The sequence below is a fragment of the Streptomyces plumbidurans genome, from assembly GCF_019857225.1.
GTDB lineage: Bacteria > Actinomycetota > Actinomycetes > Streptomycetales > Streptomycetaceae > Streptomyces > Streptomyces plumbidurans.
Map to the genome: position 1 here is coordinate 1 of NZ_JAFJSY010000015.1, position 14832 is coordinate 14832.

A 14832-nucleotide genomic window follows, 5' to 3' on the forward strand; every position below is an offset into this window, starting at 1 on the left:
GGCCGTCGCCAACGGCGACCTGTCCAAGAAGATCGACGTGGACGCGCGCGGCGAGATCCTGGAGCTGAAGACCGCCATCAACACCATGGTCGACACGCTCTCCTCCTTCTCCTCCGAGGTCACCCGCGTGGCCCGCGAGGTCGGCTCCGAGGGCCAACTCGGCGGCCAGGCAAGGGTCGAGGGCGTCTACGGCACCTGGAAGCGGCTGACGACGAACGTGAACGAGCTCGCGTCGAACCTCACCACCCAGGTCCGCGCCATCGCCGAGGTCGCCTCCGCCGTGGCCCAGGGCGACATGTCCCGCTCGATCACGGTCGAGGCCCGCGGCGAGGTCGCCGAACTCAAGGACAACATCAACCTGATGGTGTCCAACCTGCGCGAGACGACCCGCGCGAAGGACTGGCTCGAGTCCAACCTGGCCCGCCTCGCCGCCCTGATGCAGGGCCACCGCGACCTGATGGAGGTCGCCGACCTGCTGCTGCGCGAGCTGACCCCGCTGGTGAACGCCCAGTACGGCGCGTTCTTCCTGGCCGACCCGGGCGCGGACAGCACCTCACTGCCCACCTCCGTGCCCGCGAAGGGGCTCGCGTTCATAGCCGGATACGGCTCGGCGCAGGGCGCGACGGTGGAGACCGGCGGTCTGCCGGTGCACGGTCTGGTGCAGCAGGCGGCCCGGGAGAAGAAGCGGATCCTGGTGGAGGAGGCCCCGCCGGACTACATCAAGATCAACAGCGGCCTCGGCGAGGCGGCACCGACCAGCGTCGTCATCATCCCGATCCTCTTCGAGGACAAGCTGCTCGGCGTGATCGAGCTGGCGTCCTTCTCCCGCTTCTCGGACGTGCACCTGGCGTTCTTCGACCAGTTCGTGAACACCATCGCCGTCGCCATCAACACGATCATCGCCAACTCCCGTACGGAGTCCCTGCTCGGCGAGTCCCAGCGCCTGGCCATGCAGCTCCAGGAACGCTCGGACGAACTGCAGATGCAGCAGGCGGAGTTGCAGCGCTCGAACGCCGAACTGGAGGAGAAGGCCGCCCTGCTGGCGACCTCCTCGCAGTACAAGTCGGAGTTCCTGGCCAACATGTCGCACGAGCTGCGCACCCCGCTGAACTCCCTGCTGATCCTCGCCCGTCTGCTGTCCGACAACCCGGACGGCCATCTCACCGACCAGGAGGTGCAGTTCGCGACCACCATCCACCGTTCGGGCTCGGACCTGCTGCAGCTGATCAACGACATCCTGGACCTGTCGAAGATCGAGGCCGGCCGGATGGACGTACGCCCGAAGAGGCTGCCGCTGATCAAGCTGCTCGACTACGTCCACGCCACCTTCCGCCCGCTCACCGTCGACCGGGGGCTCGCCTTCGAGGTGTCGGTCGGCCAGGACATGCCGCGGGAGATGTACTCGGACGAGCAGCGGCTGCAGCAGATCCTGCGCAACCTGCTGTCCAACGCGATCAAGTTCACCGCGTCCGGCCGGGTCGAGCTGCGGGTGAGCCGGGTCGAGGACCCCGAGCACCTGCATGTCCGCGAGGGGGACGAGCAGGTCCGCGAGGGGGACGAGGTGCTCGCCTTCTCCGTCTCCGACACCGGCATCGGCATCGCGCCGGAGAAACTTTCGGTGATCTTCGAGGCGTTCCAGCAGGCCGACGGCACCACCAACCGCAAGTACGGCGGCACGGGCCTCGGTCTGTCCATCAGCCGGGAGATCGCGGGCCTGCTCGGCGGCCGTATCGTCGCCGAGAGCGAGCCCGGCAAGGGCTCCACCTTCACGCTGTACGTCCCCGTCGTCAGCCCCGGCCACACGGCGACCGGACCGGTCGCGGAGGAGCGCCGGCTGCCGGTGCCGCAGCAGCAGCCCGTGTCCGAGCCGTTCGCCGCATCGCACGAGGCGGAGGACGCCTGGCCGACCCCGACCAAGCTGGAGGAGTGGAAGGCGGGCCGGGCCGGCCGGATCCTGCCTGGGCGGCGGGTGCTGATCGTCGACGACGACATCCGCAACGTCTTCGCCCTCACCCATGTCCTGGGCCGCGTCGGCATGCCGGTCCTGTACGCGGAGAACGGACGCGAGGGCATCGAGACGCTGGAGCGCAATCCCGACGTCGAACTCGTCCTGATGGACATCATGATGCCGGAGATGGACGGCTACGAGACCATCTCGGCCATCCGCCGCACCTCACGCTGGACCGACCTGCCGATCGTCGCGCTGACCGCGAAGGCCATGCCCGGCGACCGCGAGAAGGCCATCGCCCGGGGAGCGAACGACTACGTACCCAAGCCGGTGGACGTCGACCTGCTGCTGAAGGTCGTCTGCGCCCTCCTGGACCCCGAGGATCCCGGCCCGGGCACCACCGAAACCGTTGCAGCGGAACCGGCTTCCGGTGGGGAAGCCGCGGTTTCGCCGACGACCGACTGATGAGGCACATTCACCATGAGCGCTGAGGCCACGACCGAAGAGCGCGCCGGCATCCTCCTCGTCGACGACATGGAGGACAACCTGATCGCGCTGGAGGCCGTCCTGGGGTCCCTCAACGAACCGCTGGTTCGCGCACGTTCGGGCGAGGAGGCGATGAAGGCGCTGCTGCGCCGGCACTTCGCCCTCGTCCTGCTCGACGTCCGCATGCCCGGCATGGACGGATTCGAGACGGCCGCGAACATCAAGCGGCTCGACCAGACCAAGGACGTTCCGATCATCTTCCTGACAGGCGCGGACGACGACTCCGGCTACGCGTTCCGCGGCTATGCCACAGGGGCCGCGGACTATCTGACCAAGCCCTTCGACCCCTGGGTGCTCCGGGCGAAGGTCACCGTCTTCCTCGAACTCCACCGCAAGAACCAGCAATTGGAGCGCCTGCTGGCCCAGGAGCGCGCGGCCGACGGCGAGGTGGACGCCCGGCTGACCGAACTGGAACGCCTGCTGGACGGGGACGAGCCCCCGGACCTGGAACAACTGCGGATACAGGTCCGGGAGCTGCGGCGGCTGCTGGGCAGGGGCGGCCGCCGGAACTGACCGCCCCGCCGTCCGCTACGCCTCCCGCGTCCCCGCGTACATCTCGTCGATCAGGTGCTTGTACTCCCGCTCGACGACGGGGCGCTTCAGCTTCAGGCTCGGGGTGATCTCGCCGTGCTCCACGTCGAGGTCGCGCGGCAGCAGGCGGAACTTCTTGATGGTCTGCCAGCGCTGCAGGCCCTGGTTGAGCTCCGTCACGTACCCGTCGATGAGGGCGACCGTGGCGGGGGCGGCGACGACCTCCGCGTACGACTTGCCGTCCAGCCCGTTCTCCTTGGCCCAGTCGAGGATGGACGGCTCGTCCAGCGCGATGAGGGCGGTGCAGAAGTTCCGGTCGGCGCCGTGCACCAGGATGTTGGAGACGTACGGGCACACCGCCTTGAACTGGCCCTCGACCTCGGCCGGCGCGATGTACTTGCCGCCGGACGTCTTGATGAGGTCCTTCTTGCGGTCGGTGATGCGCAGATAGCCGTCCGGGGAGAGCTCGCCGATGTCGCCGGTGTGGAACCAGCCGTCCGACTCCAGCACCTCGGCGGTCTTCTCGGGCAGCCCGTGGTAGCCCTCCATGATGCCGGGGCTGCGCAGCAGGATCTCGCCGTCGTCGGCGATGCGCACCTCGGTCCCGGGCAGCGGCTTGCCGACCGTGCCGGTGCGGTAGGCCTCGCCGGGGTTCACGAAGGAGGCGGCCGAGGACTCCGTGAGGCCGTAGCCCTCCAGGATGTGGATGCCGGCGCCGGCGAAGAAGTAGCCGATCTCCGGGGCGAGCGCGGCGGAGCCGGAGACGCAGGCGCGCAGGTTGCCGCCGAACGCCTCGCGGATCTTGGCGAAGACGAGCGCGTCGGCGACCTTGTGCTTGGCGCCGAGCGCGAACGGGACGGAGGCCGTGCCGGTGCGCCGGAAGTTGTCCTGGGAGACCTTGGCGTACTCGCGGGCGACCTCGGCAGCCCACTGGAAGATCTTGTACTTGGCGCCGCCACCGGCCTTCGCCTTGGCCGCGACCCCGTTGTAGACCTTCTCGAAGATGCGCGGGACGGCCGCCATGTACGTCGGCTGCACGACCGGCAGATTCTCGATGATCTTGTCGACGCGGCCGTCGACGGCGGTGACGTGGCCGACCTCGATCTGGCCGGAGGTGAGCACCTTGCCGAAGACGTGCGCGAGCGGCAGCCACAGATACTGCACGTCCTCCCGGCCGACCAGGCCGGTCGCGGCGATCGCCTTCGCCATGTACGACCAGTTGTCGTGCGGCAGGCGCACGCCCTTGGGGCGGCCCGTGGTGCCGGAGGTGTAGATGAGGGTGGCGAGCTGGTCCCGGGTGATCGCGCCGACCCGCTCCCGGATCAGCTCGGGGTCCTTCTCCAGGCGGGCGGCGCCGCGGGCCTCCAGCTCGGCCAGGGTCAGCACCCAGTCGCCGGTCTCGACGCCGGCCGGGTCGATCACCACGACATGGGTGAGGGCGGGCAGCTCGGCGCGCCGGGCGGCCGCCTTGGCGAGCTGGGCCGCGTCCTCCGCGATCAGCACCCGGCTCTCGGAGTCGGCGAGGATGAACGCCGACTCCTCGGCGTTGGTCTGCGGGTAGACCGTGGTCGTGGCGGCCCCGGCGCACATGATGCCGAGGTCGGCGAGGAGCCACTCGACCCGGGTCGAGGAGGCGAGGGCGACGCGCTGCTCGGGCTGGACGCCCAGCTCGATCAGACCGGCCGCGATCGCGTGGACCCGCTCGGCGGCCTGCGCCCAGCTCAGCGACTTCCACTCCTCGGGGCCCGCACCGGAGGCCGATGCCACCGGGTAGCGGTACGCCTCGGCGTCCGGCGTGGCGGCAACGCGTTCCAGGAAGAGGGTCGCCACGCTCGGCGGACGGTTCTCGATCAGTGTCTGTGTGTCGCTCACGACATCCTCCGGGGCCCGCGGCAGTGCGGCTGGCTCAAGTGCGGCTGATTTTCACTCGCGGCTGTTGTTTAACTCGCGAGTAACTATGGAGCAGAGATCAGAGTAGAGCCCGACCGGCCGGTGCGTAAGGGGCGGCGGCCTGTCGCTTCCTACAGAGAGCAACGCTACGCACGCGTAGGGGCCCGTCGCGGTTTCGTACGACGGGCCCCTGTTGTGTCCGGTTTGACGGCGTGACCGGTCGTTGCCGCCGGTTACTTCTTGCCCTTGCCCGACCCCGCGCTGTCATCGCTGGAGAGCACGGCGATGAACGCCTCCTGCGGAACCTCCACGGAACCCACCATCTTCATCCGCTTCTTGCCCTCCTTCTGCTTCTCCAGAAGCTTGCGCTTACGGGAGATGTCGCCGCCGTAGCACTTGGCGAGGACGTCCTTGCGGATGGCGCGGATGGTCTCGCGGGCGATCACCCGGGAGCCGATGGCGGCCTGGATGGGCACCTCGAAGGCCTGGCGCGGGATCAGCTCGCGCAGCTTGGCGACGAGCCGCACGCCGTACGCGTACGCCTGGTCGCGGTGGGTGATCGCCGAGAAGGCGTCCACCTTGTCGCCGTGCAGCAGGATGTCGACCTTGACCAGGGAGCTGGTCTGCTCGCCGGTGGGCTCGTAGTCCAGGGAGGCGTAGCCGCGCGTCTTGGACTTCAGCTGGTCGAAGAAGTCGAAGACGATCTCCGCGAGCGGCAGCGTGTAGCGGATCTCGACCCGGTCCTCGGAGAGGTAGTCCATGCCGAGGAGGGTGCCGCGCCGGGTCTGGCACAGCTCCATGATCGAGCCGATGAACTCCGACGGCGCGAGAATCGTGGCGCGTACGACCGGCTCGTACACCTCGCTGATCTTGCCCTCGGGGAACTCGCTGGGGTTGGTGACCGTGTGCTCGCTGCCGTCCTCCATGAGCACGCGGTAGACCACGTTCGGCGCGGTGGCGATCAGGTCGAGGCCGAACTCGCGCTCCAGGCGCTCGCGGATCACGTCGAGGTGGAGCAGGCCGAGGAAGCCGACGCGGAAGCCGAAGCCGAGGGCCGCGGAGGTCTCCGGCTCGTAGACCAGCGCGGCATCGTTGAGCTGGAGCTTGTCCAGGGCCTCGCGCAGCTCCGGGTAGTCGGAGCCGTCCAGCGGATACAGGCCGGAGAAGACCATGGGCTTGGGGTCCTTGTAGCCCCCGAGCGCCTCCGTGGCCCCCTTCTGCTGGCTGGTGACGGTGTCACCGACCTTGGACTGGCGCACGTCCTTCACACCGGTGATCAGATAGCCCACCTCGCCGACGCCGAGGCCGTCGGCGGAGAGCATCTCCGGGGAGTTGGTGCCGATCTCCAGCAGCTCGTGGGTGGCGTTCGTCGACATCATCTTGATGCGCTCGCGCTTGTTGAGCTGGCCGTCGATGACACGGACGTAGGTCACGACGCCGCGGTAGGAGTCGTAGACGGAGTCGAAGATCATCGCGCGGGCGGGGGCGTCCGCGACGCCGACCGGTGCGGGGACGTCCCGGACCACCTTGTCGAGCAGCGCGTCGACACCGACGCCGGTCTTGGCGGAGACCCTGAGCACGTCGTCGGGGTCGCAGCCGACCAGGTTGGCGAGCTCCTCGGCGAACTTCTCGGGCTGCGCGGCCGGCAGGTCGATCTTGTTCAGTACGGGGATGATCGTGAGGTCGTTCTCCATCGCCAGGTAGAGGTTGGCGAGAGTCTGGGCCTCGATGCCCTGGGCGGCGTCGACGAGGAGGATGGTCCCCTCGCAGGCGGCGAGCGACCGCGAGACCTCGTAGGTGAAGTCGACGTGCCCCGGGGTGTCGATCATGTTGAGGATGTGCGTGTGGTTCTTGTCGTGGGCAGGAGCCCACGGCAGGCGCACCGCCTGGGACTTGATCGTGATGCCGCGCTCGCGCTCGATGTCCATGCGGTCGAGGTACTGAGCACGCATCTGCCGCTGCTCGACGACGCCGGTCAGCTGGAGCATCCGGTCGGCGAGTGTGGACTTGCCGTGGTCGATGTGCGCGATGATGCAGAAATTGCGGATCAGAGCCGGGTCGGTACGGCTCGGCTCGGGCACATTGTTAGGGGTCGCGGGCACGCAGGGTCCTGTCTCTTGAGGCGCCTTATGCCTCGGGTCGGATCGTTACGTAGGCTCCATGGTCCCACGGGCGGGGACCTGGGACCGTTTTGGGCCGTCGGCCGGGCCACTGGTAGCCTGGGTGGCTGTGTCTCATGCCCTCTCAGCGCGAGGCACACCTCAGAAAATCACCTGGCACGGGTCCCGAGCGGTTCCGTGCCTGAACCTGAAAAGGCTCAATCAGTGGCGAACATCAAGTCCCAGATCAAGCGGATCAAGACCAACGAGAAGGCCCGGCTGCGCAACAAGGCCGTCAAGTCCTCCCTGAAGACCGCGATCCGCAAGGCCCGTGAGGCCGCTGCCGCGGGTGACCGCGAGAAGGCCGTCGAGTACCAGCGCGTTGCCGCGCGCCAGCTCGACAAGGCCGTCTCCAAGGGCGTCATCCACAAGAACCAGGCCGCCAACAAGAAGTCGGCGCTTGCTCAGAAGGTCGCGTCCATCCAGGGCTGACATCTCTCTGATCTGACCGCCGGAAGGACCCAGAGCGGGCCCTCTCTCATCCGCTCCCGACCGGCACCCACGGAGCACGCGCGGCCTGCGTTCGCCACGCGGGCGTGACTCCACAGAGCATGATCCGAAGGCCCCGCCTCCGTCCCCTTCCCCGGGGGCGGGGCGGGGCCTTCGTCGTGCGGACGGGGCGGGGCCTTCGGCATACGGACGGGGCGGGCGCTCGGGCTGGTGTCAGCGGGCGGCGCGGCCCACGAGGTCGACGACCTCGCCGAGGAAGCCCTCGTCGAGCATGGTGGAGACGGCCGTGTCGCCCTCGTCGCCGTAGCCCGCGTCGTGGCAGGCGACGCCGATCAGATGGCCGCCGGACAGCTCGAAGGTGGCGAAGGACCACTCGCCGTGCGAGGCGGGGGTGCCCTGCGGGGTGAGCAGGGTGGAGTGGGCCGCGTCGAAGCCGAACTGGGTGAAGCCCATCCGCATGCCCTGCCCGAGCGCCTTGGTGTACGCCTCCTTCAGTACCCAGGTGTGCACGAGGTCGTGCTGCAGCTCCTTCGGGGACAGGTCGGCGAGGCGGCGGCGCTCGTCCGGGGTGCACAGATGGCGCTCGACCGCCGAGTACTGGATGCGGCGGTCGGCGCGCTCGGTGTCGACGCCGATCCGGCCGCGCCGGTTCAGGCCCACCACGAGCAGGTCGCCTGTGTGGCTGAGGCTGACCTCGATCTGGTCGCAGCCACGCAGATACGGCCGCCCGCCCGCCTTGGAGGCGAGCTCCACGGCGTCCGGCGGGGTCTGCAGGGCGGCCCCCGCCGTGTACTTCAGCAGCAGCCGCGAGGCCGCGAAACGGTCCCGGGCCTGCGGGTCGGTCAGCGCGTGCAGCCGCTGCCAGTCACGTGGCCCGAGCAGCGGACGCAGCTTGGGGTCGGCCAGGGTCGCCGGCAGCCAGTCGCGCCATTCGGCATGCACGACAACATGCCCGTGCCAGGCCATCGCCTGCCGCACCCGGCTCCAGGGGCTGTCCGGCCCGGGCATGAGAAGGGGGGGTGCTACGGGGGGATTGTTCATGGGGTGCCTGCTTCCGCCAGGGGGGCGCCGGGGGGCTGCTGCCGCAGGGGGGCGCTGGGGGGCTGCTTCCGCGGGGGTGCGCAGGTCATGGGGGCCTGCACCCGAGGGGGTGCGCCGGTCATGAAGGCCTGCACCCGCGAGGGCGCGCAGGCCGTGGGGGCCTGCACCCACAGGAGTGCGCAGGGCGTGGGTACATGCACCCGCAGAGGTGCGCCGGTCATGGGGTGCCTGCTCCGGACGGAGACTCGCCGTCCATGGGGTGCCTGCTTGCGCAGGGCTGTGGCGGTCATGGGGTGCCTGCTTCCGCCAAGAGGGCGCCGGTCAGGTCGAAAGCTTGGCCGGCGGTGAAGCGGGCCAGTAGCTCCTCTGTCACGTCGTCGATGCAGGGTGTGGGGAGGGAGGGGAGGGTGAGGCCCAGGCGGCGGCCCAGGCGGTGGAGGGACAGGATCAGCCAGGCGGGGTGGGCGAGGAAGCCGTCGGTGTGCTGTTCCCAGGTGGCCAGGGCGGCTCCGGCCACGCTGAGCACGGCGTGGCGGTCGGCCAGGGCGGGCATGGTCGGGCCGGTGAGTGCCGCTCGGTCGCCGGGTTCCACGGCGCGGCAGCGTTCCCGTAGGTCGAGCAGGGCGTCACGGAAGGCGGCGGCCAGGGTGCGCAGGACGTCGCCGTACGGGCCCGGTGTGCCGTTCTCGGCGAGGCGGGCGGCACCGGCGCCGAGTGCGGCGGCCAGGAAGTCGCCGCCGCCTGCGACTTGCAGGGCGGACAGGTCCAGGGCGGGCACGCGCGCGTCCGGGGCGAACAGCGCGGGCGGCGGTTCGGGTTCCGTGGTCCAGGATCCGCGGGCCAGCAACGGCAGTTGGGGGACGACGACGGCCTGGCAGGAGGCGGTGCCGGCGTGGCCGAGGCCCGCGGCGGGCAGGTCGCGCAGCAGTTTGGAGAGCATGCCCTGGTCGGTGTCGCGGCGGTAGCCCCCCGCCCCGAGGACGGTGGCCAGCTCCTCCAGGTCGTCGCGGAGCAGATCCGGTACGAGGTACTTGAGCCCGGCGGCGGCGAGATGGGCGCTGTGCGGCAGCAGGGACAGGGCTCGCAGTACGGCGGTGGCGCAGCTGTCACCGGCCAGCAGATCGGCGAACACACCTGCCAGGACGCCGCGTTGACGCTTTCCGAGAGTGCCCGCGGCGAGCGCGGTGCGTACGGCGGAGCGCAGCACCGTGTCCACGGAGGCGATCACCGCGCCGGTGATGAGGGTCCGGTTGAGCTGGAAGGTGCGCAGGGCCAGGCGTACGCCGCTGCCCTCCTCGCCGACCAGGGCGTCGCCCGGCACCCGGCAGTCCTCGAACTCGTAGCCGGCGAAACGGCAGCCGCGCATGCCGGTGGTGGGGCGCCGGGGCAGCAACCGCAGCCCTTTGTCCCGCAGTTGGTCCGGGTCGAGCAGGAGCACGGAGTGGGCGGCGGGGCCGGGTGCCGGGTCCGTGCGTACGTGGGCGACGACCGCGCCCGCACGCTCCGCGTTGACGACGACGTCCTTGCGGCCGCGCAGCAGATAGTCGTCCCCGTAGGGCATCGCGTCGACCTCGCCGCGGAGCATGGCGGTGCCGTGGGCGAGGGAGCGGTGCACGATGGCGGCCCGGCCGCCGGAGGCGAGGAGCCGGGCGACCGAGGCGCGCTGGGCCTCGGACCCGGCGGCGAAGACGGGGGCCGCGGCGAACAGGGACGTGATGCCGTAGCCGAACCCGAGGGCGATGTCGCGACGGAACACCGGTCGCAGCATCCGCACCAGCCCGTCGGCGTCGTGCAGACGCCCGCCGAGGAAGACCGGCACCAGCTCGGCCCCGAACCCCTCGCCATCCAGCAACTCCTCTGCCTGCGGCAGGAGTTCGCAGTCCGAGTCGGCACCGAGCAGGGCACGGAAACCGAGCGGGTTGGCGGGGTCGCCGGGGTCCCCGAACCGCTGCTCCAGGTGCGCGGCGCGGTCGCGGGGGTCCGGGTGGGCCCCGGGAGCGCTGGGGTCGGCAGTGGGCGCCGGGCGGGCGGTCTCGGTGGCCGTCGCGGCAGCGGCGGTCGGGGGCCCGGGTGGGTTCTGCCAGGTCATGGGCTCAGGTCTCCTTGCGGCGACTCGGTGTACAGCGGGCGTAGTTCGCCGCGCAGGTACATTTCGCGCATCAGGGAGCGGCGGACCTTGCCGCTGGTGGTGCGGCGTACGGTGCCGGGGCGGACCAGGAGTACTCGGCCGGGTTCGGCGCCGAACTCGCCGTGCAGGCAGCCGCGTACCCGGTCGGCCAGGTCGGCGAGCTGGCGCGGGCTCCAGCCGGCGCCGTGGACCTCCTGTATGGCGACGATCTCCTCGCGCTCGGCGGGCGCGGCCAGCACCACCGCCGAGCCGAACGGCGCTCCCGAGCGGGCGAGTTGGCGTTCCGCCTCCTGCGGGTGCAGGGTGCGCCCGTCGACCAGGAGGGCGTCCTTGATGCGGCCGGTGACGTACAACTCCCCGTCCAGCAGGGCGCCGAGGTCACCGGTGCGCAGGAAGCCGGTCTCGCCGGAGGCGGTGGTGGCGCCGAAGGCGGCTGCGGTCTCGGCGGGCCTGCGCCAGTAGCCGGCCGCCACGGCCGCGCCGCGGACCCAGATCTCCCCCACCGAACCGTCCGGAAGGACCGCCGAGTCGGCCGGGTCGACGATCCGGACGGTGACCGAGGCGGGGCGGCCGCAGCCGACGAGAGTACGGACCGGGCCGCCCGGCTCCGGTCGGGCGAGCAGCCCGCGCTCCAGTGAGTTCGCGGCGACCGTGGTGGCTGTCGGCGCCTCGCCCGGACGCCCGACGCTGACCAGCAGGGTCGCCTCGGCGAGGCCGTATCCGGCAAGGAGTGCCCCGGGCCGCAGTCCCGCGGCGGCGAAACGGTTCGCGAAGGCGGTGCGGGTGACCGCCAGGACGGGTTCGGAGGCGTTGACGGCGACGGCCAGCCGGCCGAGGTCGAGGTCCGCCAGGTCGGCGTCGGTGACGGCGGCCAGGCAGCGGGCGTAGGCGGAGTCCGGTGCGGCGGTGACGGTGATGCCGTGCCGGGACACCTCCCGCAGCCAGCGCACCGGGTCGGCGGCGTACAGCTCCCCGGGCATCAGCACGGCGGTCGCGCCCAGCCAGAGCGGGTGCAGCAACTGCCCGACCAGGCCCAGGTCGTGGTGGAGCGGCAGCCACCCGCCGATGCGCGCGGTGCGGTCGGTGCCCAGGGCCCGTCTGAGGCCCTCCATGGTGGCGAGCAGATTGGCATGGGTGACCCGCACTCCGCGCGGTCCTGCGGTGCTGCCCGAGGTGTACTGGATCAGCGCGGTGTCCTGCGCCCCCACGCGGGGCGGCGCCCAACTGCCGCCCGCTGCGGGCAGGTTGTCGACGGCGAGGCACACCACCGCCCGCCGCCCCGCCTCCGAGAGCCGGCGGGAGAACTCGGGGGCGTCGGCGGAGTGCGTGAGCAGCAGCGGGGCGTCGGTCTCCGCGGCGATGGCGGCGGTGCGCTCGGCCGCGGCCCGGGAGGCCTCCGGCGGTGGTACGGGCACGGCGACGGCACCGGCGTACAGGCAGCCGAGCAGGGCCGCCACCGTGTCCGGGCCGCCGCCGGTGGCGACCAGGACCGGGGCGCCCACGGCACCGCGGGCGGCCAGTGCGGCGGCCACGGTGCGGGCGCGGGCGTCCAGTTCGGCGTAGCTGTGGCCGGTGGTCCGGCCCGCCGGGTCCAGGCAGAGCAGAGCGGTGTCCCCGGCGCTCGCGGCGAACCGTTCCGCCAGCGCGTGTGTGAAGCTCCTCGTGGGTGTCATCCCTCTGCTCCCCCTGGCTCGGCACGGATGTCTGTCCACCCCACTGTCCGCGCCGGCACTACACGGACGCTCGAAGATCAACTGTGCTGTCACCTCCGGAATCCGGGCGTCCCGTCCAGCAGTTCCTGCAGCAGGAGTTGCTCCTGCGGGCTGAGCGGGATGTCGGGGCGCAGACGTTCCGGGTGACCGGGCGGCGGACCGTCGGCGTCCGTCGAGACCATCAGCCGGAAGCCCTCGTCCAGGCCGCACAGCCGGGCACGGGTGCCGTCGGCCGCCCTGAGGTACATGTCCACTCCCCCGTGCACCATGAGGGCCTCCGCCACGGGCCGCAGCACGCGGCCGAGCCGACGGCGCCACTGGCCGGGATGTTTCCGCCGCGCCATGTCAGAGCGCACCTTTCGAGCCGCGCTGTGCATTCATCTCGGGTCGCCTCTCTCTCCGCCCCGGGCCCCACGGCGACCGGGCGGCTGGGAGGATGAGAGGGCAGGCTGGAGAAGTACTGGAGCTTGCGTGGAGGGACCGGGAAGACGAGTGTTGCGACGGGTCGGTATCAAGCCACCAGCTTTGGCCACGACTTACGGCATACTTGGCCGAGACTCATCAACCGAGGCGCCGGGGGGCCTAAGTGGTACGAGTTCTGATCGCCGAAGACATGCATATGCTGCGCAAGGCGCTGGTCTCGCTGATTCAGCTGGAGGCGGGCCTGGAGATCGTCGCGGAGCTGTCGTCCGGCTCGGACATCGTGCCGACCGCACTCGCGATACGGCCGGATGTGGCCGTACTGGACATCGACCTGCCGGGCACCGACGGCATCACCGCCGCGAGCGCGCTGCACACCGCGGTGCCGGACTGCCGGACGCTGATCCTGACCAGTCTCGGCAGACCCGGGAACCTGCGCCGGGCGCTGGCCGCCCATGTCTCCGGCTTTCTGCCGAAGGACTCCGACCCGGACCAGCTGTGCGCCGCGATCCGCAAGGTCGCCGCGGGTGAGCGGGTCATCGACCCCGAACTGGCCCTCGCCACCCTGGACTCGGGGCCCTCGCCGCTGACCGACCGGGAGCAGGAGGTGCTGCAACTGGCAGCGGAGGGGCATGAGCCGTCGCATATCGCCGGCCGCCTTCATCTTTCCTCCGGGACCGTGCGGAACTATCTGACGTCGGCGGTCACGAAGCTGAACGCGCGCAATCGGGTTGATGCGATTCGTATCGCGCGCGAGGCCGGTTGGTTGAACGCGTAGGGGTCGTTATCGTCTGCGGGTTGGCTGTGGCTGGTCGCGCAGTTCCCCGCGCCCCTAAAAGCCTGCACTACCCCGCCCTTTCGAGTTGCACCTCTGCTGCCAGTTCGAACCAGCCCTCGCGGCACACCTGCGCGGTGAGGCGGCCGCCCACCGCCTGGATGCGGGTGGAGAGGTTGCCGATGCCGCTGCCTCCGCAGGGGGCGGCGAGGACGGCCTTTCCGGTGCCGTCCGCTCCGTCGTTGAGCAGGGAGAGCCGTACCGCGCCCGCCGAGCGCTCGGCGGTGATCCGGCACTGGCTTGCCTGGCTGTGGCGCAGGACGTTGGTGAGGCCCTCGCGGAGCAGGGTCGCGAGGACCGTGTCGACGTCGCCGGGCAACTCACCGCAGTCCAGCCGGACTTGGGCGCGAATGCCGACGCCGGCCAGCATGGCGGTGGCGTTCTCGGCCTCCGTGGTCAGGCTCATCCGGTGGGTGCCGCCGGCCACCACCCGTACGTCGGCCAGCGCTTGGCGGGCGATCTGCAGCACCTCGGTCAGTTCGGCCTGGGCGCGCACCGGCTTCACCGGGGCGAGCCTGCGCACCAGTTCGCACTTGAGGGTGATGGCGGAGAGGCTGAAGCCCAGCAGGTCGTGCAGGTCGCGGGCGAAGCGCAGTCGCTCGGTGATCACGGCGAGACGGGCGATCTCGGCCCGGGACCAGTGCAGTTCGGTGGCGAGCTGTGCCATGCGGGACAGTCCGAAGACGACGAGGGCGCAGATCACGTCGTACGCGGACTCGTAGATGACGTCCTGGATGCCGGTGCCCACCGCGTACAGCGCGATGTTGCAGCCGGCGACGGCGACGGCGGCGGCCGGCCAGGCGACGGCCGCGGGCAGGGCGAGCAGGGCGGAGCCGGCGAGCAGGCCGGGGATGCCCACCCAGTGCCTGCCGAACAGCAGGTAGGGCACCAGCTGGAAGACGGCCAGCAGGCCCAGCGCGACGTAGCGGGGTGTTCCGGCCCAGCGGGAGGCCCAGGACGTCCGCCAGTGGAACGACTCGGCGAGGTGCAGCAGGACGATCATCAGGAGGCAGAGCACCGCGCCGGTGAGCTGGGCGGCCGGAGGGTCGTAGGAGACCGTCACGACGCCGTAGGCGAGGAAGTAGCCGGTCAGAACGGCCAGGGTGATCAGGGCGGCGGCGCGCGGCACCAGGTCGGCGTGGCCCACCTCGGGCGCCGGCGCGGGCGGGGAG

Annotated in this window: 11 protein-coding genes; 4 read left to right on the plus strand and 7 right to left on the minus strand. The window is 70.9% G+C overall.

The annotated features are described in order from the left end of the window. Both JYK17_RS12940 and JYK17_RS12945 read left to right on the plus strand, forming a co-directional pair. The coding region (locus tag JYK17_RS12940) for an ATP-binding protein (protein ID WP_222810407.1) at positions 1-2413 on the plus strand (2413 nt) is incomplete at its 5' end. A 15-nt stretch (positions 2414-2428) separates the two neighbouring features. After that, positions 2429-3007, plus strand: coding sequence for a response regulator (locus JYK17_RS12945; RefSeq protein WP_128802963.1), 579 nt, complete (start codon positions 2429-2431; stop codon positions 3005-3007). Between the two features lie 15 nt (positions 3008-3022). Here JYK17_RS12945 and JYK17_RS12950 read toward each other — a convergent pair whose 3' ends face one another. Together JYK17_RS12950 and lepA are read right to left on the minus strand one after the other, a co-directional pair. Further along, on the minus strand, positions 3023-4897 hold the full coding sequence (locus JYK17_RS12950) for an AMP-dependent synthetase/ligase (RefSeq protein WP_108007573.1): 1875 nt from the start codon (positions 4895-4897) through the stop codon (positions 3023-3025). A gap of 251 nt (positions 4898-5148) precedes the next feature. After that, on the minus strand, positions 5149-7017 hold the full coding sequence (gene lepA, locus JYK17_RS12955; protein ID WP_108007572.1) for a translation elongation factor 4: 1869 nt from the start codon (positions 7015-7017) through the stop codon (positions 5149-5151). 222 nt (positions 7018-7239) lie between these two features. Here lepA and rpsT point away from each other — a divergent pair, with 222 nt between their 5' ends. Then, entirely contained in the window at positions 7240-7506 is a 267-nt protein-coding gene (gene rpsT, locus JYK17_RS12960; protein WP_108007571.1) for a 30S ribosomal protein S20, read from the plus strand. Between the two features lie 231 nt (positions 7507-7737). Here the strand turns inward: rpsT and JYK17_RS12965 are convergent, their stop codons facing one another. The 4 genes from JYK17_RS12965 to JYK17_RS12980 all read right to left on the minus strand — a co-directional run bounded on the left by JYK17_RS12965 (position 7738) and on the right by JYK17_RS12980 (position 12749). Beyond that, positions 7738-8532, minus strand: coding sequence for a 4'-phosphopantetheinyl transferase family protein (locus JYK17_RS12965; RefSeq protein ID WP_234547784.1), 795 nt, complete (start codon positions 8530-8532; stop codon positions 7738-7740). 319 nt (positions 8533-8851) lie between these two features. After that, positions 8852-10654 (minus strand): acyl-CoA dehydrogenase family protein, encoded by a 1803-nt coding sequence (locus JYK17_RS12970; protein ID WP_108007569.1) that lies wholly within the window; start codon positions 10652-10654, stop codon positions 8852-8854. Beyond that, positions 10651-12366, minus strand: coding sequence for a fatty acyl-AMP ligase (locus JYK17_RS12975; protein WP_222810408.1), 1716 nt, complete (start codon positions 12364-12366; stop codon positions 10651-10653). The genes JYK17_RS12970 and JYK17_RS12975 overlap by 4 nt, the downstream gene beginning before the upstream one ends. Positions 12367-12455: 89 nt before the next feature. Continuing rightward, positions 12456-12749: a DUF6059 family protein gene (locus JYK17_RS12980; RefSeq protein WP_108007567.1), complete on the minus strand. Its 294-nt coding sequence runs from the start codon at positions 12747-12749 to the stop codon at positions 12456-12458. A 242-nt stretch (positions 12750-12991) separates the two neighbouring features. Between JYK17_RS12980 and JYK17_RS12985 the strand changes: the two genes are divergently transcribed. Further along, positions 12992-13603 (plus strand): response regulator transcription factor, encoded by a 612-nt coding sequence (locus JYK17_RS12985; RefSeq protein ID WP_108007566.1) that lies wholly within the window; start codon positions 12992-12994, stop codon positions 13601-13603. A 67-nt stretch (positions 13604-13670) separates the two neighbouring features. On the opposite strand, the gene JYK17_RS12990 is transcribed toward JYK17_RS12985, so the two are convergent. Then, positions 13671-14832: sensor histidine kinase (locus JYK17_RS12990; protein WP_222810409.1), on the minus strand; the 1162-nt coding region annotated here is incomplete at its 5' end.